Source organism: Acinetobacter sp. T63 (assembly GCF_053852345.1).
In genome coordinates this window covers 475,414-499,517 of record NZ_CM132659.1, presented here as the reverse complement: position 1 = coordinate 499,517, position 24,104 = coordinate 475,414, and the positions used below count along the sequence as shown (strand labels likewise).

The following is a 24,104-nucleotide window of genomic DNA, read 5'->3' as shown; positions in this document are numbered from 1 at the left end:
CGGCAAAGATTGTACTCCAATCCTTTGTCAGATGCATGTAAAAGGCTATGGATTTCAACAAAAGTCTGATAGGAAATATAAATAAAATGCCGAAAAACGTCGGGTTTTAGTATGAACCTTTAATAATAAAGGCCGATGGACACTGGGTTTCCACGCTACTGCTGCACTGTTTATAGCGCCCATTCGGGCTATAGCAGATTTTCAATTCAGTTAAATAACTTTTGGCCTGATGCGAAGTGCACTGAAAGTGAATGCTCTTGGAATGCATGCCCGGATTCAGGCGAATAAACAGCCGGTTCAGTTCATTCTGCTGCACCACGGTAGTTTCCTGACCGGTCAGCACCGCCGGGACTTTCAGCCGGTCGGCATAGTTAATGATGGTACGGAAATACTGGCTGGCATTCATCGGTACGCAGCCACCAATACCCTGCCACAATTGCACCCGGGCATGTTCATCGGGCATGACCCGTGCCACCACTTTGGCCTGAATGGGAGACAGTTTGGCTGAAGAGCTGGTTTCGCAGTCACGACGGGAGGTTTCCGGATACAGCCCGGTAATATTCAGCGAGTAGCCTTGCAGGCATTTCCGCTGCTTGGCGCGGTTGCTGTCAAACATGCACGCGGCGGGTGTCATTTGTACATCCATGACATAGCCCTGCACCGTGGCAGCACATGCAGCACTACTGAGCAATACCCCCGCCCCACCCGAAATCAGGATGAGGATTCCCGCTGGCTGCCCCCCGGTTGTCAATTTCTTCATTCTCAAACTTAGCACCTTCTCGTGTCGTTTTGAGTCCCATCCTCCTGCATCCATGCAGGAGACACCCCATCTTGTTTACTGCGTATTGCGCATTGGAATCTGCTGCATACGTTTACTGATTGATTGCGCGCGCTGACCCAGCAATAATCCATAGTGCGTGGCATTGGTCATGACGTGTTTAACGTAATCGCGTGTTTCCAGCAACGGAATGGATTCGGTATATTGATCCGCTGCCATGTTTTGAAATTCAGGCTGCCAGCGACGGGCACGGTTTGGCCCGGCATTATAGCCCGCAGTTGCTAAAACCGAGTTATTACTAAGCTGACCCTGGATGGTCGACAGATAAAACGTGCCATAACGAATATTGGTATTCATATCGGTGAGTGCCGCCGGATTATAGGTTTCCCCCATTTGGCGGGCAATTAAACGCGCGGTATCCGGCATAATCTGCATTAAACCACCCGCCCCGACATGCGAACGCGCCGTAGTCACAAAACGGCTTTCCTGACGCATCAGGCCATAGGCCCAAGCCGGATCAATCCCGGCGTTCTGGCTGTGGCTGACCACATAATTCTTGTGCGGCATAGCATAACGGTACTGATAGTTATGCTGCTTGGTGGTGCGGTCTGCCGCATAAATGGCCCGGTCATACCAGCCCATATCGGTGGCGCGTTTGGCTGCAGCCAACAACAGGCCATCATCATGTTTTAAATAGGCCTGACGCACAGCCCAGTTCCATTCACGGTTAATATAACTGGCCGGTGCATTAATCTGGCGCAAGGCAAAGGCGCGTCTAAAGTGAATATCCTGATTTAAACGCTGCATATCCTGCGAACTTGGCTCACGGCTCACAGGAATCGAAGAATAGCTGTATCCGAGCTGATCTTTGGCCAGCAAATTGTGGTAATCATCACCCTGAGCCAAACGTTTATAAATCGCGTCAGCACTGCGTTTTGAAGTGGCATCGCCACGCTGCTCAGAGGCACGCGCCAGCCAGTACTGCCAGCGGTCTTCCTGCTTTTGCGACACGCTCATGGCATCAATCGCGCGAATTACACTTTCCCAAGCACCAAAACGAATCGCCTGACGGGCATAAATTTCCGCTTCTTCCGGGCTAAATGGCAGTCCATAGCTGGCATCCAGCGCATTCAGTACTTCACGGTTAAAATTGTTCTTCATGACGGTGGTGCCGCCAATATAGCCCACAGCACGATACAAGGCGCGCTGCACCGACTGCGGGGTACCTTCTGCAGCACGTTTCACCGCAGATAGAGCCGAGTTCAGGTCGGTATCGGCCAGGCGGCCCAAGGCATAAATCAGATAAGCCTGATCTTCAGCACTGGCTTTTGGTGCAGACCATAAATAGTTAAGCGGGTTGGCCTGAATGCTGTTCAGCTGCGACAGACTCAGGTTTAAACCTAGTCCCTGTGCAGTGGCAAGCGCCTGTCCGGATTGGCCGGCACGCAGCTGCACCCACAAACGCTGCTGTTTATCTTCCTGGGTCATCAGTGGGCTGGATAACATCATCCGGCCCAGACCGGTACAGGATTCCGGCTGCGAATTGGTGGTTAGCCAGACATCTTTAAATTCGGCAAAAACCAGCGGATCACCCGACTGGGCACGCACCTGCGCCACGGCACAGCTTTCGGCACGGTCGGCATTGGTCACATACGGCAGCACTGATACAGCATTGCTAAAATCGGCCTGTTTGACTTTTTCTTCGACATAGTCAGCGGCCAGTTTTTCTGCCATGGCCGACTGTGGATAACGCTGGGCAAACTGCACAATCGAGGCGGGTGACTGAGTGGCCAGATTGGTATTTAAAATCCAGTATTCCGGATAATAGCCGAGCACATCATTTTGCATGGCACTTTGATATTGCTGCAATAAAGAGAGGTTACTGGCATTGGCTGCCCGCAGCGCATCATTAAACTGCTCTTCGGCTGCGTACAAGGTTGGGAAAATGCTCAGTGATGCCAAACCTAACACAAGCTTTTTGCAAAAAATTCTTTTCTTTTCAGTCCATGTGCGCATGTGCCTATTTTCAGTCATTACTTCGCCTCTCCTCTCTTACCGCAATATACTAAAACAGTTTCATTATTCTCAAACACCTCAATTGTTGTGTTATGTAACCTCATGATTAAACAATATTAATTTTCGAACAATTTTAATTGATAAATCAATCTTCTGCTTCCCTCATTTAGGGCTATAAGTTTATACCCAGTTCCTGTTAAAATACGCGTTTTTCTATCACCTCTGCCGTTCAAACATTTCAGAACGGACGATCTCGATTTTATCCTTCAGGAGCCTACATGACGGTTCAAACCTTCATTCCAAATGGTGCCAAAGCTGCCTCAGAAAACACTGTTACCCAGCCACAGCACACCCCAGCCGACGGTTCAGTGAAAAAGCTGTACATCGAAACGCAAGGGTGTCAGATGAATGAGTATGACAGTCATCGTATGGCAGACCTTTTAGGCGATTCTCACGGCTATGTGCTGACCAGCAATCCGGCCGATGCCGATATCCTGCTGATGAACACCTGTTCCATCCGCGAAAAGGCACAGGAAAAAGTGTTCTCGGAACTGGGCCGCTGGCGCAAACTGAAAGAAAAAAATCCGGATCTGGTGATTGGCGTGGGTGGCTGTGTTGCTTCTCAGGAAGGTGACAATATTCAAAAACGTGCGCCGTATGTCGACATGGTGTTTGGCCCACAAACCTTGCACCGTTTGCCACAAATGCTGGATCAGCATAATGATCAGGTTGAAAAACCGAAAAAAGAAAAAATCAAGCTGGTGGATATTTCCTTCCCGGACATTGAAAAATTCGACTTCCTGCCAGAACCGCGCGTCGAAGGTTTTAAAGCCTTTGTGTCGATTATGGAAGGCTGTTCCAAATACTGTTCTTTCTGCGTGGTGCCCTATACCCGTGGTGAAGAAGTTTCACGTCCACTCGATGACGTACTGGCGGAAATTGCCGGTTTAGCAGAAAAAGGTGTGCGTGAGATTTCACTGCTCGGTCAGAACGTGAATGGTTACCGCGGTGAAACTTTTGACGGCAACATCTGTACCTTTGCTGACCTGTTGCGTTTGGTCGCCGAAATTCCGGGGATTGGCCGTTTACGTTATACCACTTCGCATCCGCTAGAATTTAATGATGACCTGATTCAATGCTACCGCGACTTGCCACAAATGGTGTCGCATTTGCACTTGCCGGTACAAAGTGGCTCCAATGATGTATTACAGGCCATGAAACGTAACCACACCATTGATGTTTACATCGAAAAAATTGCCAAGTTACGTAAAGTGCGTCCGGACATGCATTTGTCTTCCGACTTTATTATTGGCTTCCCGGGCGAAACCGACGAGAACTTTGAAGAAACCTATCAGTTTATTCAGGATATGGACTTCGACCATTCGTACAGCTTTGTCTATTCAAAACGTCCGGGCACGCCGGCGTCTGAACTGCCGGACAACACCCCGGAAGATGTCAAAAAAGAACGTCTGGCCAAAGTGCAGCAATGGATTAAACAGTCCAGTATTGACAAAACTGATGCCATGCTCGGCACCGTGCAACGTGTGTTAATTGAGAGCGTGTCGAACAAAGATCCGAATGTACTGGTCGGCACGGCGGACAATACACGTTTGGTAACATTTATTGGTGATCCGGCTTGGGTCGGACGCTTTGCGGAGATTGAGATTACCGAGATTAAAACTTTAAATTTAGTTTATGGTGAACTCTTGAATCTTGAACCAGACGTGGCGTAATGTAAGGGAACAATACGACTACTTCTGAATAAGGAATTCTCTTGACTGCAGCAATTCGACGTACAGTAAATTTTCCTAGCATTTCAATGGAACGTCTCAAAAGCATGCTCGGTGCTTATAACGGCCACTTGAAACAGATTGGACAGCGTCTAGATGTGCAAATTTCTCATCGAGGTGATGCCTTTTTTATTGATGGTGAAATAGATGCAGTTGAGAGAGCCGAGCTCTTACTTCAGCGTTTATATGAAGAATCGGAAAATTCCAGCCAGATTAGTGCCGACACCTTACACATGATGATTCAGGGCAGCCAGACTGACCGTGAATTGCAGATTGATGAAGAGCAGGAACATACCGGTTTAGATGCGGTCTGGTTACAGACCCGCAAAGGCCGGATTAACCCGCGCGGTGCCAACCAGAAACGTTATGTGCAGCGTATTTTACAAAGCGATATTTCGTTCGGGATTGGCCCAGCAGGAACCGGTAAAACCTACCTGGCGGTAGCTGCAGCCGTCGATATGCTGGAGCGTAATGAAATCCAGCGGATTTTACTGGTTCGCCCTGCGGTTGAAGCCGGTGAAAAACTCGGTTTCCTGCCGGGTGATTTAACCCAGAAAATTGACCCGTATTTGCGCCCGCTGTATGACGCGTTATATGAAATGCTCGGCTTTGAAAAAGTCGCCAAGCTGATTGAACGTCAGGTGATTGAAGTCGCGCCGCTGGCCTATATGCGTGGTCGTACCCTGAACCATTCTTTTGTGATTCTGGATGAAGCGCAGAACACCACACCAGAACAGATGAAAATGTTCCTGACCCGTTTGGGCTTTGGCTCACGTGCCGTAATTACCGGTGACGTGACTCAGGTCGATTTACCGCGTGGTCAGCAGTCTGGTCTGGCGCATGCCCTGCGCGTGCTGGAGCACGTCAAGGAAATTCATATTACCCGTTTCCATTCACGTGATGTGGTGCGTCATCAACTGGTGCAGAAAATTGTTGAAGCCTACGAAGGCTGGGACAGTGAGCAACAACGTCTGAGTGCAGAAGCCCGTGCCGAACGCAAAGCCCGTCAGGAAGCGCTGATTGCAGAAAACGATGCCAAGGCCGATGCGCAGGACTAAACTGATCTAAGGATATATTTTGAAACTGAGTCTTTCTCTACAACAGGATGTTCAAGCCCCTGAACTGGTCTTGAAACGTGGCTATATCAAAAAAGTTGTAGAAACCACCTTGCGACATATTGGCACCCAAAGTGACTGTGAAATCGGGATCGCCTGTGTCGACAATGAAGAAAGCCATAAACTGAATCTGGAATATCGCCAGAAAGACAAACCGACCAACGTGCTGTCTTTCCCAAGTGAACTGCCCGATGAAATGGCCGAATTTCTTGATGCCTTCCCCATTGGGGATTTAGTGATCTGTATTCCGGTGGTGCTACGCGAAGCGAATGAGCAAGGCAAAGCACCGCTAACCCATTTCACCCATATGCTAGTGCATGGCACCTTGCATTTGATGGGTTATGACCATGAAACTTCAGATGAAGATGCTGAAGAAATGGAAGGCATTGAAATTGAAATTCTGGATAAGCTCGGTTTTGAAAACCCGTATCTAGAACGCGATTAAAGTTAAACAATGAAGAAGCGGGCTTAGGCTCGCTTTTTTTATAGGGTTTATTTTATGATGAGATGAATAAAAATAGATAAGCCACAATCATGAAATACGTTGTTATTTTTAAAGCGAAAATTAAAACACTTGATCCTCTGTATTTTGCCACAGCACAGCAGTTATGTCAGAAAGCCTTAAGCCAATTCCGCTGCATTCATTTTGAAACATTAACAGAAGGTTTATCTGAAATCGCCCTATCCTATTGGCATGATCTTTCAGATATACACGCTTGGCATTTAGATGCGGAACACCAAGTCGCACAACAACTCGGACATAACTCTTGGTATGAAAATTTCAGTGTTGAAATTTGTGAAGTATTACGTCACTACAAACGCTAGCGCACCTCAAACTCCGCCTCAGCCGGGTCAAAACGCCAGGTCCGGATAATGCGTAGCTCGGAAATATCTTTCATCTTGGCATCAAAGGCACCAAAAGGAGCAGCTTTACGCACAGAAGCCTTGGCAGCTTCATCCAGCATGGCATGTCCCGAGCTTTCAATTAAACGAATCGCGCGAATCCCGCCGTTGGCATTTAAAATCACCATTAAACGTACTTCACCGGCCAGCTGTTGCTGCTTGGCCGCTTCCGGATAATAACGATTACCATAAAATTCGACTTTCTGACGGAATTTTTCCAGATAACCGGCTGCGACATCCTGCTTGGCCTGAATTCCATCTACGGTTTTAATTTTCTGCTGACGGCTGAAATTTTGCTGACGCTGTAAATACTGCGCTTCCAGACTGGCCACCATCGCCGCTTTGGCCTGAAACTGGCTGTTTAATTCTTCTAGCGCTTTTTTACGCTGGTTTTCCGCCGCCTGCTTTTGCCAGCTTAAGGTGGTCATTAGCACTTTTTCTTCAAAGCTCAGTTCACGCTGCTGCTGCAAACGCTCCAGACTTTCCAGCTGCTGATCACCGGCACTCTGTTCAATCATTGGTGCGGGCATATCGCTGGACATGCGGTGCGCTTCCCGGAAGGTGCCAGAACCCTGCTGGTCGGCCTGTGCTAAAAAGTCGGCATCCTTAATTTCGGTGGCACTTGGTCTTAAGCTGACTGCAATTTCCTTGACCGCGGCATCGCTTTGCTGTGGCATGACAAATTGCACCGTTAACACAGCCAGATGCGAAAGTGCCGCCAGCGTCAGTACGGTGCCAAATAGTGGATCTTTCCACCACTGCTGCGTCAAAGGTGCAAAATGAAATTTCTTTAACATCACATTAATCCGACAAAATCGCGGATTCCCCAAATCGTATAAAACGAGATAAAATAAGACTGGTTTTTACTTTTGAAAAAAAGCGAGACACTCGTCAACATGTCGTGTCACGATAAATAAAATCTTGAAAATGGTGCAGTTTATTTTGCTAAACTGCAAGCTTCAATTGGCGTATTTTTAATACAATTCGACAAGATCTCTGCAAAGTTAATAAAGATTAACCCATTGGAATGCCCTGTATGTCCCCTCTTATCTCTCTCATTTCAAAACGTTTACGTCAGATGTATCAGAAGGCTGAAGGATTTATTGAAGATGAGCGCGAATTTCCAATGTCTCAGGTTTTTCTGAATGCGACCTTTCAGCGCTTTGTCACCGACAATGTCAAAATGCTGAAAGACTTACATGCCGATTTACATGACGACTGGCTGCGTCTGTATGCGACCCTGGACTACAACGGGCTGTATATTACTTTGTCGGTAGATTTGAAACTGGTGCAGATGGAACTGAATAAAAATGTCCAGCTGATTGTATTTGAACAGATTAGTGATACCCAGGTGATTGAAGCCAAATATCCAAGCATCCTGCATAAGCTAGGTGTGCGGTTTGCGCTGTTCTTCTATCAGAAAGTGCTGAACAAAGATCCACTGGGCATGATTCTGCAAAAACTGAATGTGATTAAAGTTAAAGATGATCTATTACATTTAGACCTGAACCGCTGGCTGGGCAAGAACCGCTCGATCATTGACACTCTGGGCAAAGTGCATGTCAATCATGCGGTGTTGCGTGAAGCCGAACTGGTGGTCATGGGCAATGTCAACCTAACCACCCTATTTCGAAAAATTGCTGAAGATCGCGATCGTGAAGAAGCCGAAGAAGCACAAACGGCCACAGAAGTGACGCCCATCAAACAGAAAAAGAGCTAAAAGCTCAAACAGAGAGATTGCAGATGCCGATCAGGATTGCTACACAAGCGTTACATAAAGTGCATATTTGCAAATTTTCTCTTCATCATTCAAGCGCATAATAGAACAAAGCACAATGTGCGCTTATTTACAGCAATAGGAAACAATTTACTTATGGCTAAACACGTATTGAAAACGATGGGCATGGCAGCTGGAGTTTCGACTGCACTGTTATTTGCAGGGTTCTCAAACCAGACTTTTGCCATGAGTCCATTCCAAGCCAGTTATCAGTTCAGCTATAACGGCAAAAACCTTGGCTCTGCGACCCGAACCTTAAGCAAATCCGGCAATCAGTGGAACTATGTTTTTGCCGCCAAAGCCGGCGGGATTGCTTCGGCCACGGAAACCAGCCGCTTCACCTTTGAAAATGGCAAAATTGGTTCTTCCAGCTTTAGCCGCAGCAGCAAAATCCTGATTCATAACAACACCATGAGTATTCACTTTAATCCGGCTGCGAAAAAAATTAATACCAAAAAAGACAAAGAGTCGCGTTCATTTGCCTGGAAAGCCGGTGTACTCGATGAGCTAAATGCCGAATTGCAGATTCGTGAAGACTTAAAAAATGGTTCGCTCAAATCGACCTATTACCTGGCCGATGCCAAGGAGGTCGAAGCACGTAAATTTGTACGCCAAGGCAGTGAAAGCGTAAAAACCAATTATGGCACCTTTGACACCATTAAAGTGGCGATTAAGCATGACAAGCCGGGCCGTGAAACCATTTTCTGGTTAGCGCCAAAACTGGACTACTTACCGGTGAAAGTGACCCATCTGGACAAGAAGAACTCTTATGGCCTGCTGTTAACCGGCTATAAAGGCCCAACAAGTTAATCATTTTCTCGATTTTTGCTTGCATTTTTTCAGGTGCTTTTTAAAATACGCTTTTGCTTTAAAAAGCACCTGCTGTTGAGGATTCTCCCGTGCACGCACTAGAACAGAAAATCTTAGCTGAAGGTATCGTTCTGTCTGAAGAAGTTCTGAAAGTCGATTCTTTCCTAAACCATCAAATTGATCCGGTCATGATGCAGCAAATTGGTCAAGAATTTGCGCGTTTGTTTAAAGATGCCGGCATCACCAAAATTATTACCATTGAAGCGTCAGGTATTGCACCGGCAGTCATGGCAGGTTTAGAGCTGGGCGTTCCCGTGATTTTTGCACGTAAATATCAGTCTTTAACCCTAAAAGATGACCTGTATCGCTCTAAAGTGTTTTCATTCACTAAACAGGTCGAAAGCACCATCGCAATTTCAAACAAGCACATCAGCTCAAGCGACAAAGTACTGGTGATTGACGACTTCCTGGCCAATGGTCAGGCGGCTTTAGGTCTGGCTGATCTGATTCATCAGGCCCAAGCAGAAGTGGTCGGTATTGGTATTGTGATTGAAAAATCCTTCCAGCCAGGTCGTGACCTGCTCCTGGAAAAAGGCTACCGGGTTGAATCTCTGGCGCGTGTGAAGTCACTGGCCAATGGTACGGTTGAATTTGTTCGCGACTAAGACTTTGTCTGCAATTTATATCTAAAAGAGCACTCAGGTGCTCTTTTTTTTATGGCGATGTGATTTACAAAATTCTCTACCACGCTCCAGACCGAATGGCTTAGCATAAGCCTAACGGCAAATTCTGAGCGTTTTGACCAAGGTCAGCTAACGCCTTTTGTCCTAAGCTATTGGCTCTTTGGATTGACCCAGCATTTTTAGAAGGCACTCTACACTCATGACACAAGACAATCCGTTGATGGAACACAGTATCGTCTGTCCGAAATGTGGCTCAAATCAGGTTGAAAAGCGCAACCATGAACAAAACTTACAAAAAATTGGCGGAGTATTGCTCGGGTCGGCCGGAACAGCAGCCGGAACTGTCGGCGGGGCCGCCTCCGGTGCCTCTTTAGGCGCTGCCATAGGCACCGTGGCCGGACCGTTGGGGGTGATTATGGGCGGTACCATTGGTACCTTTGTGGGTGCAATTAGTGTTGGGATCACTGGCGGCTTTTTAGGGCATCGCTTTGGTAAAAAAGCAGGTGTAATTGTCGACCAAAATATCTTTCTTGATTTTCATTGTCTGAAATGCAAACACCGTTTTAAAGAACAAATCAAACCTAACCAATCTTAAACATACCAAACACAGATTTTCATATAAAAAAGTGCTGTATAAAACAGCACTTTTATCACATCTTTTTATTATTTTACTTGCACATTTTCGGCTGCAATTACTGGCTTTTGAGCTGCTAAATATTGAACTTCTGCAGGTTGTTTTTGGGCTTGTTGTTCTTGTGGGAAGTTCAGACTATGCACAATTTCAGTTGCAGCTACGCTCGACCACGAGCAGCCTAAACTCAATACAACTATACCGATTAACGTTAACTTATTCATTTCCACTTTTCCTCAATCTCTCATTATTACAGCAGTCCATTGTGCTTGATACATATACCTGCACGAAAAATGCTGTGTGAACCGTGACAGAAAACTCTGCTTTAAAAGTGGCTATTAAATGTGAAAAGTGAAAGACTGAATATCACTACAAATAGTGATTTTGCGTGAAAAGTAATTAGTTTTTTCGTGAATAAAAATATTCAAACCGCTGCAGCCAATGAAGCTCAAATACAATCAAGGTGTAAAACATTCTGTTCGTTTTACACCTGAGTTAATGATTCAGAAGATTACATTCCCTGTAACTTTTTCACCATTTCGCCTAAACGTTGCCCTTGTGCTGCACACAAGATTTTTTCATCCTGACTTAAACTCTGGTCATGACGCGGGCCACTGACATGCGACGCACCATAAGGCGTGCCGCCGGTTTTGGTATTGGATAAAGCCGGATGGGCATTGCTGAGTCCCATAATCATCATGCCATGATGAAATAACGGCGGTAGCATGGTCAGCAAAGTGCTTTCCTGGCCACCGTGCTGTGAACCGGAAGAAGTAAATACACAGGCCGGTTTATCGTGCAGGGCGCCGCTTAGCCACAGACTGGTGGTCTGATCCCAGAAGAATTTCATTTCCGAGGCCATATTGCCAAAACGGGTCGGCGAACCAAGCGCAAGACCAGCACAGTTGGCCAGGTCATCCAGGCTACAGTAAATATCACCTTCGGCCGGAATACTCGGCTCGGCAGTTTTGACCACCGCGGCAATATTCGGTACTGTACGTATTTTTACCGCTACGCCTGCTGCCTCTACCCCGTTGGCAATCAGATGGGCCATTTCACGGGTGCTGCCATATTTGCTGTAATACAGAACTAAAACATAGGGTTGCATAATGTTATCTGTAGAGTAAAAAAGAAAACTATACGGTATTTTGCTGTATTTTTGGTTAAGCTGGCACAGGAAAACGCAGAAAGATCACTAAAAAAATCGAGACTTTAGCCGCATGATTGTTGAGTATTTAAAAAAGCTGCCCTTTTATGACCACCAGTGGTTTCAATTCGTGCTGTTTGTATTACGCCGTTTTGAAGCAGACCGCTGTCGTGAACAGGCCGGCTCGCTCACCTATACCACACTGTTTGCGGTGGTGCCAATGCTGACGGTTTTTCTGGTCATCATCTCCTCGATTAAAGCTTTAGAACCGGCGCGTCAGCAGTTACAGCAGCTGATTTACAGCAACTTTCTGCCCAAAACCACCATCGCCTTTGATAAGGCCCTGAATGCCTTTACCGATAAATCCAGCAATCTCACCATTATCGGGATTCTGTTCCTGTTCATTACCACTGTACTGATGCTGACCAGTATCGAAACTGCCTTTAACCGGATTTGGCGGGTAAAAGAAACCCGCGGCGGGATTATGGGCTTTATGCGCTACTGGACCATTATTTCGCTGGGGCCGATTTTACTTGGCAGCGCCTTTGTGCTGTCATCTACCGTTGCCTCGATGAATGTACTGAGCAATAACTTTGCCGGTTATGAGGTCAACGGTGCTTTTATTCTGTGGATCATTTCCTTTTCCCTGACCATTGTCGGCTTTTTTATTCTGTACTGGACCATTCCCAACCGCAATGTGCCGATTAAAGCCGCGCTGATTGCCGGCGTCTTTAGTGCGGTGGTGTTTGAGGCATTAAAAAACCTGTTCGGCTTTATCATGTCGAATTTCACCAGTTATGAAATTGTCTATGGCGCCTTTGCTGCCGTGCCGATTTTCCTGCTGTGGATTTTTCTGTCGTGGAATATTATTTTGCTGGGCGTAGAAATTAGCTTTGCCCTCACCGCTTTTAATTCCGGCAAAGACCAGAAACGCCATCCGATGATTATGCTGCTGGACCTGCTGGAGCTGTTTTATCAAAAGCAGAAAAAAGGCGAAAGCGTGACCGAGCAGGAAGCACTGGAAGTATTGGGCCGCGATGAAATTGGCCGCTTACCAAATTATATCTGGATGCTGGAGCAGCAAAACCTGATTAAACGCACCGATAACGATGAACTGGTGCTGGTACGGAATTTATCGCAGGTCAATTTCTGGAGTTTTTATACCCAGCTGCCTTATCCGCTGCCGCAGCGCAAAGATGTCGGCAATATTCATCCGGATGATGAATGGATGCAGAAACTCGGACCGGCACTGATTGAAGCTGATGACTATCTGGCAGCCAAGCTGTCGATTCCACTCTCGAAAATTTTTGAAGAAAAATAGAGGTAGCACCTGCTGATCTTTAAGGCAGGGAAATAAGCGCCAGCTAAGCGGAAATTTCGCTGGTGCTTTTCCAGCAGATCAGCGCACCCAGACTGACCAGACTACAGCCGAGCCAGAACACCCAGCCGGGCTGTAACTGCAACAGCCACATCGAGATCAATGAAGACAGCACCGGAATAAAATAGGTGGCCAGAATTAGCAGCTGAATACGACCAAACTGAATACTCTGGTTCCAGTTATGGTAAGCCATCCCAATCAGGGCACCAGCCAGCACAATCCATCCCCACAGCGACAGGTCTGGCCATTGCCATGGTTCATCTAATCCTACATGCAGCGCCCACAGCAAAGCCGCGGTCACCACAAAAAATAGCGACACCGCATTACTGCCTTGGGCATAGGCCCGAGTCAGCACCCCGTAGCAGGGCCATAACAAGGCCGCTGAAAATGCCAGACTATAAGCCAGCGGATTTTCCGTCAGTACGCTCCAGAGCTGGACCAAGTTCCAGATCTCCGGATTGACCACCAGCATCAAGCCCAGTACGGCCAGCACAAAGCCTGGAATTACCGCCCAGTGATAACGTAGCTGTTTGGCTAGAATCGCCAGCACAATACTCAGCGGCGGCCATAGATAATTGATCATGGCAATCATCAGCACCTGTTCGCGCTGTGTCGATAAGGCAATCGACAGCAGGAACAGAATTTCATAGCTGACAAATAATGCCCCACTCCCCCAGAGATAGATTTTCGGCATCTGGCTAAGTTTGGGCCAACCTTGGTGCAGCAGAATCACCAGCGCACTGACACTATAAATAAGCGCAAGTGCCAGCACCGGACTGAGCTGCTCACTAATCAGCTTGACCACACCTACTAGGCTGGCCCAGATCAGCAGTGAGCTCAAGCCCAGTGCAGTAAAGCGTTGTGATTGGCTCAGCATCAGGCCACGCGCCGCTTGAACCAGCCCTGTGCGCTGACCATAACCACGCCCAGCATCACCATGATAGCCCCCATAATAAAGCTGTGTTCCAGTTGCTCACCTAGCAGCCACACCCCAAACAGCACCCCAAATAATGGGGTTAAAAAAGAAAATACCCCCAAGCGTGAGGCCAGATAGTTTTTCAATAACCAGAACCAGATTAAATAACTGGCAAAAGAAATCAGAATGGCGTGAAACAACAGACTGCCAATCGCGACCGGACTCCAGTGCACCACCGCCTGTTCGGACCAGTAGGCCAATGGTAATAGCACGATAAAACCGCCCAGCAGCTGATAGAACAAGGTTTGGGTGGCTGGTGCTTCGGCCAGCGGGGTTAAGCGCACCGCTATGGTAGTGGCCGCCCATAAAATACCGGCACATAAAGCCAGAAAGTCGCCATAGAGCATGGAACTGGTTGCGGCACTGAGCTGACTGTCACGCCCCAAAAAAGTCACCACAATGCCCAGAAAAGCCAGCAGAATACCGCTCCATTGCAGCAGGGAAAGCCGTTCACTGGGCAGCTTCCAGTGCAGGCCTAAAGCCACAAAAATTGGCGCGGTATACAGCAGCACCACGGTATGGGAGGCCGAGGTAAAGCGGATGGCTTCAGCCAGCATAAAAAATTCGGCGGCAAATAGCAGCCCGACCAGCAAGCCCGGATACAAATACGTCGGTGTCCATAAATGCACACCTTGAGCCAGCCGGATTAACGGCCAGACCAGCAGCGCAGAAATCCCGGAACGCAGCGCCATTTGCATTAGCGGTGAAATATCAGGCGCGGCAATTTTCAGCACCACCTGCTGCAGTCCCCAGAAAATACACAGCACAAACATTATGCTGGCTGCTCTGGCATCCAGTGCCTGTCGTTGTTTCACCAAAATTCCTTGAAAATTCTCGTTTTTCCCTAGCCTACCTTAATTGAATTGGCAGGCATTTAAAATATGTGCTGCACGCTTTTCCTGCAATTTACACATAAACAGCTGCCATAAAAAAACGACCCGTGATGGGTCGTCCTGAGTCTGGCCTGTCACGTTTAGTTATCGCTGACAAAGGCAATATCACTGAGTCCGGCTTCACTCGCACGTGACATTACCTGGGCAACGGTATCATAACGGGCATCTTTGTCGGCACGTAATTGTACCGTTGGCTTACGTTCCTGCTCGCCTGCCGCATTTAAACGGTTTTCCAGCTCATCCAGACTGATGATCTGATCATCCCAGGCCACTTCACCCGAAGCATTAATGCTAACGGTAATCGCCTGTGGTGGTGGATCAATAATTTCTGCCGTGGTTTCTGGCAAGGTTAATGGTATTGATGGGTTGGCAACGGTCGCTGTCACCAGGAAGATGATCATCAAGACCAGCATAATGTCGATGAGCGGAATGAGGTTCATCTCATTCATGCCGCTATCGTTGTCTTCACCCAATTGAAATGCCATTAAGCCTGACCTCCCACTAAACCTTGCTGTGCAGTTTTCACTTCAGCCTGAGCGGTCGCAGAATCCTGCTGCAGCATGGTGTCAATTAACAGGTTGTGTGCATGATCTTGCAGTTCATGTGACAAGGTCCGGTTAAAACGGCTACAGATGTTATAGGCAATAACTGCTGGAATTGCGACAGCCAGACCAAAACCGGTCATGATCAGTGCTTCACCGACAGGCGTCGCCACTTGAGCAAGGCCAGCCTGACCGCTTTTACCCACCGCTACCAGCGCGTGGAAAATCCCCCATACAGTACCAAACAGACCGACAAACGGTGCCAGCGATGCAATAGTTCCGAGTACCGATACGCCTTTTTCTGCAGAGGCTTTTTCTGCTGAAATCTGGCGTAACAGCGCCTGCTCTGCCACGGCCTTGCGCTGTTCAAAACTTAAAGGCGCAAATTTGGCTTTCAGGCTGTTTAGCGCTTGAGCGAGTTGAGCATAGGCTTGCTGTTTAAGTTGGCGGGTGCCCATCAGACGCAGCACAAAAATTGTCCAGGTCGCAATCGACATTGCCAGCAACACGAAATACAGTGTTTTGCTGACTGCATCTGCATGTTGCCAATAAACTGAAAAGTTCATACTCGAACTCCTGATTAAAGTTAGCCGTTAGGATTCAATGTCAATTCAAAGGGTTGCTCAGCACGAATTGGATAAGCAACGCCATTTTCCTTGTACGGTTTGAATTTTGCACTACGCACTGCGCGTAAAATCTTTTCATCTAAAGCAGCAATGCCGCTTGAACGGGTAATCCGCGCACTGGTAATTGAGCCTTTTTCATTGGCTTCAATTAAGACCACAACGCTACGGGTTTCACCCTGTAAATCTCGGTTGGTATACGATGGTTTTGGTGAGCGGCTCCACTGCACGCCCGAGCCCCCAATTGATACCGATTTGGTTGCTGGCACAGCTGGTGCAGGCGGCGCTACTGGCGCAGGCTGTACCACCGGTTGCGGTGCCGGTTTCACCACTTTGGTTTCAGAAACCGTGGTGGTAACGGTTGGCGTTGGCTGCGGCGTTGGCTCAACCGGTTTGACCACAGGTTTTGGCGCTTCGGCCTTTTTCACCTGCTGGACTTTTTCCACTTTTTTCGGTGGTGGTGGCAATGGTTTTTCAACCACCTTCACTTCTTTGACTTCTGGTGGCTTAGGCTGTGCCGGTTTTGGTTCTGCTTTTGGTTGTGGCGGTAAAGGTTTTGGGGGTTCCTGAATTTTGACAAAGCGGACTTTTAGCGGCTCCTTGTCAATCGGTTTCAGTTCCGGTGATTCCATCTGGCTAACCGCCCACAACACCCCGATATGGCCAATAACCACGGCCACCAGTGCAGACAGCACTTTCTTTTTCATGGGATGAGGAGATTGCATCATGGGAGTAGAAGATGGACTCATTAAACTCAGTTACCTTAAAGAGGTGATAGCCAGTTTCAGATTTGACCTATCAAGCTCATCGGTTAGCACAATTAAAGTACCGCAATGATAAATGAGAAGTGTTTTCATTTGCAACAATTAATTTGGCTATTTTAATGGCTTTTTCAAATAATCAATAAAAAAGGCATACTAAAAGTATGCCTTTAAATCTGGTGATTCACAACAACTTATTGGAATACCACTGTTTTATTGCCATCAACAATAATCCGGTCTTCCAGATGCCATTTCACTGCACGCGCCAGCACGTTACGCTCCACATCCTGACCCAGTTCACGCAGCTGCTCGACCGTAAAATCGTGGCTAACACGCTCCACATCCTGCTCGATAATCGGGCCCTGGTCTAAATCCGCGGTCACATAGTGCGCAGTTGCCCCAATCAGTTTCACGCCTTTGTCATAGGCTTGCTGATACGGGTTGGCGCCAACGAAAGCTGGCAGGAAGGAATGGTGAATATTGATCACTTTCATTTCCCATTTGCTGACAAATTCTTCATCCAGAATCTGCATATAACGTGCCAGCACCAGTACATCATTGCCCTGCATCAATTCATCAATTTTGGCATAGGCTTCGCGTTTATTTTCCTTGTTAACCGGCACCACTTCAAATGGAATACCAAAGTTCTCAACCGCTTCACGTAAAGTTTCGTGATTCGACACCACTTTGGTGATTTCACACGGCAGACCACCACGCGCATGACGCCATAACAGTTCCAGCAAGGCATGATCGACTTTAGACACTAAAATACCGACCTTTTTCACATCGGCCACCAAGGCCAGACGCCATTGCATTTCATAACGCTCGGCCACATTGCTGGCAAAGGTCTGGATCAGGCTTTCACGACGGCTTTGCAGATGATCCAGCTCGAATTCAACGCGCATGAAATAACGCCCGCCCTGAGCTTCAGTCGCGTATTGATCAAGTGCGGTAATATTTGCTCCCTGATGATACAAAAAGCTCGATACAGCCTGCACGATACCTGGCTTATCCTCACAAGTAATCAGTAAACGTGCAGTATTCGCAGTCGTCATATTCATGTTGGTTTATATCACTAATCAGTTAAATTGAAAAAATAAGCCGGCTATTCTAGCGCGTTTCCTTAACAGACTAAATAGGGGAATCAGTTTCTGTATTCTTGCTTGAAGATAAGCTGGCAAACAGTTCCGATGAACCCAGGGTCTGTAACAGGCCTTCATAGGTTTGACGGCTTTCACCACGCAAATACGCCCCTTCCAGGAATACCATCTGACGCAGCGCCTGCCAGACCCACTTCTCTTCCAGCGTATTCGAGTCGGTAATATGCCCCGACATATACAGGAAGTTGGTCCAGTTGGTCAGCACAATCCACAGGTTAATAATTAAGGCTTCAATTTCCGAGTCGGTCATTTCCATTAAACCGGCTTCCACGAAAGCTTTATAAATTTTTTGTCCCTGCTGCATCACCTGTCCGGCAAAATGCGGATACATTTTGCGGAAATCTTCGTTATTTTCCACCAGATGATAGACATCCCGATGCAAAAAGCGGTAGTTCCATAACTGGCTGCTAAGGACCTGAAAGTAATGAATCTTATCGTTGGCATCCAGCGGACGGTCATCTGGCAAGGCCAGCATGCTCAGGGTTTCGGCCTGATACTGCTCCATCAGCTCTTTAATAATTTCGTTTTTATTGCGGAAATGATAGTACAAATTACCCGGACTCATGCCCAATTCAGCTGCAATATGATTGGTCGTCACGACACGTTCGCCACGTTCATTAAAAAGTTGCAGGCTTAACTGCAAAATACGTTCTTTGGTTTTCACCGTTTTCGAGTGTGACATCCTAAAGTAACCATTCTTTCAAACTGTTAAGAAACTAACAGATAAAGTAACTTGACTATTTAGAGTAAATACTCTAAAAACTAAATTAATTGATTCAATCGAATGGTAACACGCCATGAACAGTCAAACAAAAACAACTTCGATGACCACTCCCGACAGCACGCCCCATAACCTTGATGCACAACGTTTACATGATGTTCTGGCCCTGCAGAAATACGCCTATCAGCGCTATCCGCTGCCAACCGCCAAAGAACGGATTGACCGTCTGGCACGGTTAAAACGGGTGCTGGTTAAATATCAGGATCAGTTTGCCGAAGCAATTAATGAAGACTATGGTAACCGTTCGATGGGCGAGACCAAAATTGGCGAATTACTCACCTGCCTTGAACATATCAAATACTACAGCAAAAACCTCAGTGGCTGGATGAAACCATCCAAGCGACATGTCGGAATTATTCATCAGCCGGCCAAAGCCTGGGTGCAATACCAGCCTTTGGGTGTGGTCGGCATTATTGCACCGTGGAATTATCCGCTGTTACTGTCGGTCGGTCCGTTAATCTGCGCTTTAGCAGCCGGCAACCACGCCATGATTAAAATTTCCAGTGCCTCGATGCATTTTGGCCGCGTGCTGGAAAATGCCATTGCTGAAGCTTTCCCGCAGGAACTGGTGGCGGTCATTACCGGCGGCGGTGCGATTTCCGATACCTTTAGTCATCTGTCCTTCGATAAAATGATTTTTACCGGTTCGACCAATGTCGGTAAAACCGTGATGGCGGCGGCAGCCGAAAATCTGGTGCCAGTGATTTTAGAGCTGGGCGGTAAATCGCCCGTGCTGGTGCATCCATCAAGTGATATGGCCGATGTTGCCGAGCGGATTGCGGTTGGTAAACTCTGGAATGCCGGACAGACCTGCGTGGCACCGGACTATATGTTCCTGCCTAAAGGCAAAACCGCCGAATTCCTGGGTCATTATGAACAATATATTAAGCAGATGTATCCAAGTCTGCGCGACAATCAGGATTACACCTCCATTATTAATGACAAGCAGTACAACCGGCTGCAGGGCTATTTAGACAATGCCCGTGAACAGGGCGCCCAACTGATTGAAATCAATCCGCAAAATGAACTGCTGGACGATGTACGCAAAGTCGCTCCGACCGTACTGACCGGGGTCACCACCGAAATGCGCATCATGAAAGAGGAAATTTTCGGACCACTGCTGCCCATCATGGAATATGAACAAATTGATGATGTAATCGAGTTTATTAATAGCCGTCCGCGTCCACTTGCATTATACTACTTCGACTTTGATCAGGCGCGTGCCGACTATGTCGCACAGCGTACCCATTCAGGGCATTTCGGACAAAACATGGTACTGACCCATGTCGCACAGGATGACTTACCATTTGGTGGTGTCGGTGCGTCAGGGATGGGCAAATATCATGGTCCCGAAGGATTCTTCAGTTTGTCGCATGAACGCTCGGTGATGTCTAATCCGAAGCTGTATAGCTTGAAATACATCCTGCCGCCGTTCAATAAGCCGATTCACAGACTAATTTCAAAGATGCTTCTTCGCTAAATGATCAAGGCATGAGCTATTAGCATGGCTCATGCTGCGTTTTCCTGAAAATCGCTTGTCTTTTAAGCGCATTTTTGGTATAAAACGCCCCTTGAATGAATTCATCCGTTTATTTTTGACTGGCCATACAGATTTGCTGTTGGCTAAATCAATGGAGTTACACCATGTCTAAGGTTTGCCAAGTTACCGGCAAGCGTCCAGTCGTTGGTAACAACGTCTCACACGCCAACAACAAAACTAAGCGCCGGTTCGAGCCGAACCTGCACCACCACCGTTTCTGGTTAGAAAGCGAAAAACGTTTTGTACGTCTTCGTTTAACCACTAAAGGTATGCGTATTATCGACAAATTGGGCATTGAAAAGGTTGTTGCTGACCTACGTGCTCAAGGTCAAAAGATCTAAGTAAGGAGTCAGGACAATGCGTGATAAGATTCGCTTAGTTTCTACAGCTGGTACAGGTTATTTCTATACCACGACTAAAAACAAACGTACTATGCCGGAAAAAATGGAAATCAAAAAATTTGATCCAAAAATCCGTCAACACGTAATCTTCAAAGAAGCTAAAATCAAATAATTTTGGCTTTTTGAAAAAAACGACCTCTCTGCAGGTCGTTTTTTTTGCACTTTTTTTCTTCCAGTTGTTAAAATTTCCTGATCTTTTCAATCTGGCACTCTCTGTGCTTGTCTTTTTTACCCTTAACCTTGGCTTAAGGAGTTGTTAGTGCCGCATGATGTAGAACTTATTATCTTATTGGCTGTCGGCTTTGGACTGGCCTTACTGTTCGGCTATATTGCCGCCCGTTTACGTTTACCGCCCCTGATCGGTTATCTGGTGGCCGGTATCCTGATTAGTCCAAATACGCCCGGCGTGGTCGGTGATATTCACCTGGCCAACCAGCTGGCTGAACTGGGTGTGATGTTCCTGATGTTTGGCGTCGGGATGCATTTCTCGCTCAATGACCTGATGCAAGTCAAACGGATTGCCCTGCCCGGTGCCATCCTGCAGATTACTGTCGCCACTTTACTGGGGATTGGAGTCTCGATGATGTGGGGCTGGAGTTTCGGCTCTGCACTGGTGTTCGGTCTTAGCCTGTCCTGTGCCAGTACGGTAGTTCTACTCAAAGCACTGGGGGATCGCGGCCTGCTAGACTCGGTCAACGGCAAGATTGCCGTGGGCTGGCTGCTGGTCGAAGATCTGGTGATGGTACTGGTGCTGGTACTGTTACCGGCTACTGCGGTCCTGTTGGGTGGACAGGCACTTGCCGGTAGTGCAGCTGATGAAAACATCTGGCTGACACTGGGCATTACCCTGTTAAAAGTCACCGGCTTTATTGCCTTTATGCTGATTGTCGGAAAACGATTGGTACCCTGGATTATGCAGGTGGTGGCGCGTCTAGGTTCCCGTGAACTGTTTACCCTGACTGTGGTCGCGGCGGCCGTGTCAATTGCCTTTGGTGCCTATAAAGTCTTTGGTGTGTCGATGGCACTGGGCGCCTTCTTTGCCGGTATGGTGGTGAAAGAGTCTGACTTTAGCCATCGTGCTGAAGAAGAAACCCTGCCGCTACGGGAGATTTTCTCGATCCTGTTCTTCGTGTCGGTGGGGATGCTGTTTGACCCGCGGATTCTGCTGGAAGAACCGCTGCATGTGCTGGCAGTGGTCGGCATTATCATGATTGGTAAAACCATTGCCGCCATGGCCCTGGTCCTGTTCTTCCGCTATCCGATTAACACGGCATTAACGGTGGGTGCTTCACTGGCGCAGATTGGTGAATTCTCCTTTATTCTGGCCACGCTCGGCGTATCGTTACAGCTGTTGTCTCTAGAAGGTCAAAACCTGATTCTGGCCGGTGCCCTGATTTCCATTACCTTAAACACCTTCCTATTTTCGGCGATTGAACCGGTACAGCGCTGGATTCGCGAGCGCTCACATCTGGCCCGTTTGCTGGAACGCAGTGGCGACCCGCTGGCGATGTTACCCGATGAAGTTTCACAAGATTACCTGCGTGATCAGGTGGTGATTATTGGCCATGGTGAAGTTGGCCGCCGCATTACCAAAAACCTGATGGCAGAAAATATCAAGGTGGTGATTGCCGAAGAAAACCGTGAGATTGTCGAAAACCTGCGGGAAAAAGGCATTGCTGCGGTATCTGGTGTGGCCACTGAGCCTGGAGTACTGATTCAGGCACATATTCAACATGCCCGTTTACTGGTGATTTCACCGATGGACATTATTGATATTCATAAAATTGTTGATATTGCCACCACTTTGAATCCGCAAATTCAGGTGCTGATCTGCGCGGAAAGCAAAGAAGAAGCCGAAGTCATTCGCCGTGACAATATCGGTGAGGTGTACTTTGCCAAAGAAGAAATGGCCAAGAACATGAGCAATCATATTTTAAACCAGATTGAAATTGCCCATCATCAACCACCCTCACATTAAGCCCCAGGCACAAAAAAGCGCACCTTCAGGTGCGCTTTTGCATTCCAGAGCATGAGCCGACTAGCTCAGATACTTCGGCTGCTCATCAACCACTTCGGCCTGCCATTCATTGACCTGCTTTTCCAGCAGCCCGAATAATGCGGCCTGAATCATGTGCTGGGCGACAATTGGCGTCTGATCTCCCAGCAGGGCTTTGACTTCATCATTAAACTGGATTTTGACCAGAGGTTCCTGTTCTGAACCAGCATTACGCAATGCCAACTCACCACCTTCAAGCTGAACCAATTCCAAAATCGCGTCCTGATTTCCAAATAAGGCTTTTAACTGTTCTATAGACATAATTCCTCCATGTTCAACATGGTGGCAAAGATGGACTCTTTGCATCGCTTAGATAGTTAATATGATGTCAGGTTTTCAGAATTCAAGGGACACTGGTCGGGTTTAGAATTCCACCATTTCATTTCTGAAACCATCAATTAACTGCATCAGCTCACGATGCCATTCACGCAGGATTTTGGTATCTGGCAGCCATGCTTGCGGGGTTTGAGTGACTTTAATAATCAGGTTCGATGAAGTCTCATCTTCCGGTTCAGGCGCGCTTGGCTCCGGCGTATACTGACAAAGACGATAAGCGCGTTTTAATTCGGCAATAAAGCCTTCTTTGGCCAGTTTTTGCAGAATCACCACTTCAGGCGATACCTGACCTTTGGCCGCCATCGCTTCTTCAATTGATTTTAAAGTCGGCTGCAGCTCATTCAGGCGGTAGTAACGCACCAGTTCCTGCAAAAAGGCCAGTACAGCACCATGCAGATGAAACACCGCTGCTTCGCGATGTGCCTGCGCCTGCTGGATATGTTCGGTTTGTTCAGCTTGCTGACATGAAAGACGGGCAAAATACAGTTTTTGATTGGTACGGTCGGCATGAAAGCGAGCAACACGGGACATGAATAGCGTTCCTAAATTTTGGCTTTTATTTCAACATTAAGCTTAAACGCTCTGCGTCCAAATGCCCAACAAAAAATACATATGAGCGCTATCATCAGCACCGATATTTTCTACGATGGGTTTAAATAAAGAAAAATGCAGCGCTAAAAAAGGAGCCACTAAGGACTCCTGTTGATGTTCAAGCTTTCGGCTTGTCTTCCGCAGCTTTAACGCGAATGCCAGCACCTTTGACTTTCAGGGTATTCAGGCCCTTAATCGCTTTGACGGCTTCACGACCATGCGGCATTTCCACAAAGCCAAACCCTTTGGACTTGCCACTGTCAGCCTCTTTAACAATCACCGCAGATTCGACTGTGCCAAACGGCTGAAACAGCGCCAGCAGTTCAGCATCGGTGATAGAACGCTCTAAATTACGTACAAGAATTTTCATTTACTTTTTCCAAATAGGCCAAATCATCCAAAAGCATGCGCCTACT

General features: G+C 47.4%; 28 protein-coding genes. 13 read left to right on the top strand and 15 right to left on the bottom strand.

Going from position 1 to position 24,104, the window contains the following annotated elements; genetic code table 11:
• Window positions 1-106: 106 nt before the first annotated feature.
• The gene (locus tag ACVLR6_RS02340; RefSeq protein ID WP_160243543.1) at window positions 107-760 is read right to left on the bottom strand and encodes a ribonuclease T2 family protein; all 654 of its coding nucleotides are present in this window, start codon (window positions 758-760) and stop codon (window positions 107-109) included.
• A 75-nt stretch (window positions 761-835) separates the two neighbouring features.
• Window positions 836-2,812: a lytic transglycosylase domain-containing protein gene (locus tag ACVLR6_RS02335; protein WP_160243544.1), complete on the bottom strand. Its 1,977-nt coding sequence runs from the start codon at window positions 2,810-2,812 to the stop codon at window positions 836-838.
• 260 nt (window positions 2,813-3,072) lie between these two features.
• Here ACVLR6_RS02335 and miaB point away from each other — a divergent pair, with 260 nt between their 5' ends.
• The 4 genes from miaB (at window position 3,073) to ACVLR6_RS02315 (ending at window position 6,524) form a co-directional block, all read left to right on the top strand.
• Window positions 3,073-4,527 carry a tRNA (N6-isopentenyl adenosine(37)-C2)-methylthiotransferase MiaB gene (gene miaB / locus ACVLR6_RS02330; protein ID WP_005182171.1) on the top strand — a complete coding sequence of 485 codons (1,455 nt, stop codon included), beginning with the start codon at window positions 3,073-3,075 and terminating at the stop codon, window positions 4,525-4,527.
• A 41-nt stretch (window positions 4,528-4,568) separates the two neighbouring features.
• Window positions 4,569-5,642: a PhoH family protein gene (locus ACVLR6_RS02325; RefSeq protein ID WP_160243545.1), complete on the top strand. Its 1,074-nt coding sequence runs from the start codon at window positions 4,569-4,571 to the stop codon at window positions 5,640-5,642.
• A 19-nt stretch (window positions 5,643-5,661) separates the two neighbouring features.
• Window positions 5,662-6,144 (top strand): rRNA maturation RNase YbeY, encoded by a 483-nt coding sequence (gene ybeY / locus ACVLR6_RS02320; protein ID WP_005182166.1) that lies wholly within the window; start codon window positions 5,662-5,664, stop codon window positions 6,142-6,144.
• Window positions 6,145-6,233: 89 nt separating this feature from the next.
• Window positions 6,234-6,524, top strand: a complete 291-nt coding sequence (locus ACVLR6_RS02315) for an antibiotic biosynthesis monooxygenase family protein (RefSeq protein WP_160243546.1) — start codon at window positions 6,234-6,236, stop codon at window positions 6,522-6,524.
• Here the strand turns inward: ACVLR6_RS02315 and ACVLR6_RS02310 are convergent.
• Window positions 6,521-7,399: an energy transducer TonB gene (locus tag ACVLR6_RS02310; protein ID WP_005182159.1), complete on the bottom strand. Its 879-nt coding sequence runs from the start codon at window positions 7,397-7,399 to the stop codon at window positions 6,521-6,523. The two genes, ACVLR6_RS02315 and ACVLR6_RS02310, sit on opposite strands and share 4 nt — an antisense overlap.
• A 239-nt stretch (window positions 7,400-7,638) precedes the next feature.
• Between ACVLR6_RS02310 and ACVLR6_RS02305 the strand changes: the two genes are divergently transcribed.
• The 4 genes from ACVLR6_RS02305 to ACVLR6_RS02290 all read left to right on the top strand — a co-directional run bounded on the left by ACVLR6_RS02305 (window position 7,639) and on the right by ACVLR6_RS02290 (window position 10,467).
• Complete coding sequence (locus tag ACVLR6_RS02305; protein ID WP_016659565.1) at window positions 7,639-8,322, top strand: hypothetical protein; 684 nt, start codon at window positions 7,639-7,641, stop codon at window positions 8,320-8,322.
• Window positions 8,323-8,475: 153 nt separating this feature from the next.
• Entirely contained in the window at window positions 8,476-9,189 is a 714-nt protein-coding gene (locus ACVLR6_RS02300) for a DUF3108 domain-containing protein (RefSeq protein ID WP_005182145.1), read from the top strand.
• 89 nt (window positions 9,190-9,278) lie between these two features.
• Window positions 9,279-9,854 (top strand): xanthine phosphoribosyltransferase, encoded by a 576-nt coding sequence (locus ACVLR6_RS02295; protein ID WP_005182137.1) that lies wholly within the window; start codon window positions 9,279-9,281, stop codon window positions 9,852-9,854.
• A gap of 217 nt (window positions 9,855-10,071) precedes the next feature.
• A complete protein-coding gene (locus ACVLR6_RS02290) occupies window positions 10,072-10,467 on the top strand; it encodes a hypothetical protein (protein WP_016659567.1) in 396 nt (131 codons plus the stop codon).
• Window positions 10,468-10,535: 68 nt separating this feature from the next.
• Here ACVLR6_RS02290 and ACVLR6_RS02285 read toward each other — a convergent pair whose 3' ends face one another.
• Window positions 10,536-10,727, bottom strand: coding sequence for a hypothetical protein (locus ACVLR6_RS02285; protein ID WP_016659568.1), 192 nt, complete (start codon window positions 10,725-10,727; stop codon window positions 10,536-10,538).
• A 287-nt stretch (window positions 10,728-11,014) separates the two neighbouring features.
• Window positions 11,015-11,611 (bottom strand): NAD(P)H:quinone oxidoreductase, encoded by a 597-nt coding sequence (gene wrbA, locus ACVLR6_RS02280; RefSeq protein WP_016659569.1) that lies wholly within the window; start codon window positions 11,609-11,611, stop codon window positions 11,015-11,017.
• A gap of 112 nt (window positions 11,612-11,723) precedes the next feature.
• On the opposite strand from wrbA, the gene ACVLR6_RS02275 reads away from it, so the two are divergent.
• Window positions 11,724-12,971, top strand: coding sequence for a YihY family inner membrane protein (locus ACVLR6_RS02275; RefSeq protein WP_005182132.1), 1,248 nt, complete (start codon window positions 11,724-11,726; stop codon window positions 12,969-12,971).
• 43 nt (window positions 12,972-13,014) lie between these two features.
• Here the strand turns inward: ACVLR6_RS02275 and yddG are convergent, their stop codons facing one another.
• From yddG to ACVLR6_RS02240, 7 genes are all read right to left on the bottom strand, one after another.
• Window positions 13,015-13,905, bottom strand: coding sequence for an aromatic amino acid DMT transporter YddG (gene yddG, locus ACVLR6_RS02270; protein WP_346799550.1), 891 nt, complete (start codon window positions 13,903-13,905; stop codon window positions 13,015-13,017).
• Complete coding sequence (locus ACVLR6_RS02265) at window positions 13,905-14,819, bottom strand: DMT family transporter (RefSeq protein ID WP_177155318.1); 915 nt, start codon at window positions 14,817-14,819, stop codon at window positions 13,905-13,907. Before ACVLR6_RS02265 ends, yddG begins: the two co-directional genes overlap by 1 nt.
• Window positions 14,820-14,977: 158 nt before the next feature.
• On the bottom strand, window positions 14,978-15,382 hold the full coding sequence (locus ACVLR6_RS02260; RefSeq protein ID WP_005182129.1) for an ExbD/TolR family protein: 405 nt from the start codon (window positions 15,380-15,382) through the stop codon (window positions 14,978-14,980).
• Complete coding sequence (locus ACVLR6_RS02255) at window positions 15,382-16,005, bottom strand: MotA/TolQ/ExbB proton channel family protein (protein ID WP_005182127.1); 624 nt, start codon at window positions 16,003-16,005, stop codon at window positions 15,382-15,384. The genes ACVLR6_RS02260 and ACVLR6_RS02255 overlap by 1 nt, the downstream gene beginning before the upstream one ends.
• A 20-nt stretch (window positions 16,006-16,025) precedes the next feature.
• Window positions 16,026-16,811, bottom strand: a complete 786-nt coding sequence (locus tag ACVLR6_RS02250; protein ID WP_016659573.1) for an energy transducer TonB family protein — start codon at window positions 16,809-16,811, stop codon at window positions 16,026-16,028.
• Between the two features lie 206 nt (window positions 16,812-17,017).
• On the bottom strand, window positions 17,018-17,884 hold the full coding sequence (purU, locus tag ACVLR6_RS02245) for a formyltetrahydrofolate deformylase (protein ID WP_005182122.1): 867 nt from the start codon (window positions 17,882-17,884) through the stop codon (window positions 17,018-17,020).
• A gap of 70 nt (window positions 17,885-17,954) precedes the next feature.
• Complete coding sequence (locus ACVLR6_RS02240; RefSeq protein ID WP_168369732.1) at window positions 17,955-18,665, bottom strand: TetR/AcrR family transcriptional regulator; 711 nt, start codon at window positions 18,663-18,665, stop codon at window positions 17,955-17,957.
• A 115-nt stretch (window positions 18,666-18,780) separates the two neighbouring features.
• On the opposite strand from ACVLR6_RS02240, the gene ACVLR6_RS02235 reads away from it, so the two are divergent.
• From ACVLR6_RS02235 to ACVLR6_RS02220, 4 genes are all read left to right on the top strand, one after another.
• On the top strand, window positions 18,781-20,244 hold the full coding sequence (locus ACVLR6_RS02235) for a coniferyl aldehyde dehydrogenase (RefSeq protein ID WP_005182115.1): 1,464 nt from the start codon (window positions 18,781-18,783) through the stop codon (window positions 20,242-20,244).
• A gap of 164 nt (window positions 20,245-20,408) precedes the next feature.
• A complete protein-coding gene (gene rpmB, locus ACVLR6_RS02230) occupies window positions 20,409-20,645 on the top strand; it encodes a 50S ribosomal protein L28 (protein WP_000048256.1) in 237 nt (78 codons plus the stop codon).
• 16 nt (window positions 20,646-20,661) lie between these two features.
• Window positions 20,662-20,817, top strand: coding sequence for a 50S ribosomal protein L33 (gene rpmG, locus ACVLR6_RS02225; RefSeq protein WP_003654787.1), 156 nt, complete (start codon window positions 20,662-20,664; stop codon window positions 20,815-20,817).
• A gap of 147 nt (window positions 20,818-20,964) precedes the next feature.
• A complete protein-coding gene (locus ACVLR6_RS02220; protein WP_075167257.1) occupies window positions 20,965-22,683 on the top strand; it encodes a cation:proton antiporter in 1,719 nt (572 codons plus the stop codon).
• A gap of 60 nt (window positions 22,684-22,743) precedes the next feature.
• On the opposite strand, the gene ACVLR6_RS02215 is transcribed toward ACVLR6_RS02220, so the two are convergent.
• The 3 genes from ACVLR6_RS02215 to ACVLR6_RS02205 form a co-directional block, all read right to left on the bottom strand.
• Complete coding sequence (locus ACVLR6_RS02215; RefSeq protein ID WP_005182110.1) at window positions 22,744-23,022, bottom strand: hypothetical protein; 279 nt, start codon at window positions 23,020-23,022, stop codon at window positions 22,744-22,746.
• A 102-nt stretch (window positions 23,023-23,124) separates the two neighbouring features.
• The gene (locus ACVLR6_RS02210) at window positions 23,125-23,628 is read right to left on the bottom strand and encodes a DUF6586 family protein (RefSeq protein ID WP_005182107.1); all 504 of its coding nucleotides are present in this window, start codon (window positions 23,626-23,628) and stop codon (window positions 23,125-23,127) included.
• A 178-nt stretch (window positions 23,629-23,806) separates the two neighbouring features.
• Window positions 23,807-24,058, bottom strand: coding sequence for an RNA recognition motif domain-containing protein (locus ACVLR6_RS02205; protein WP_005182105.1), 252 nt, complete (start codon window positions 24,056-24,058; stop codon window positions 23,807-23,809).
• Between the last annotated feature and the right edge of the window lie 46 nt (window positions 24,059-24,104).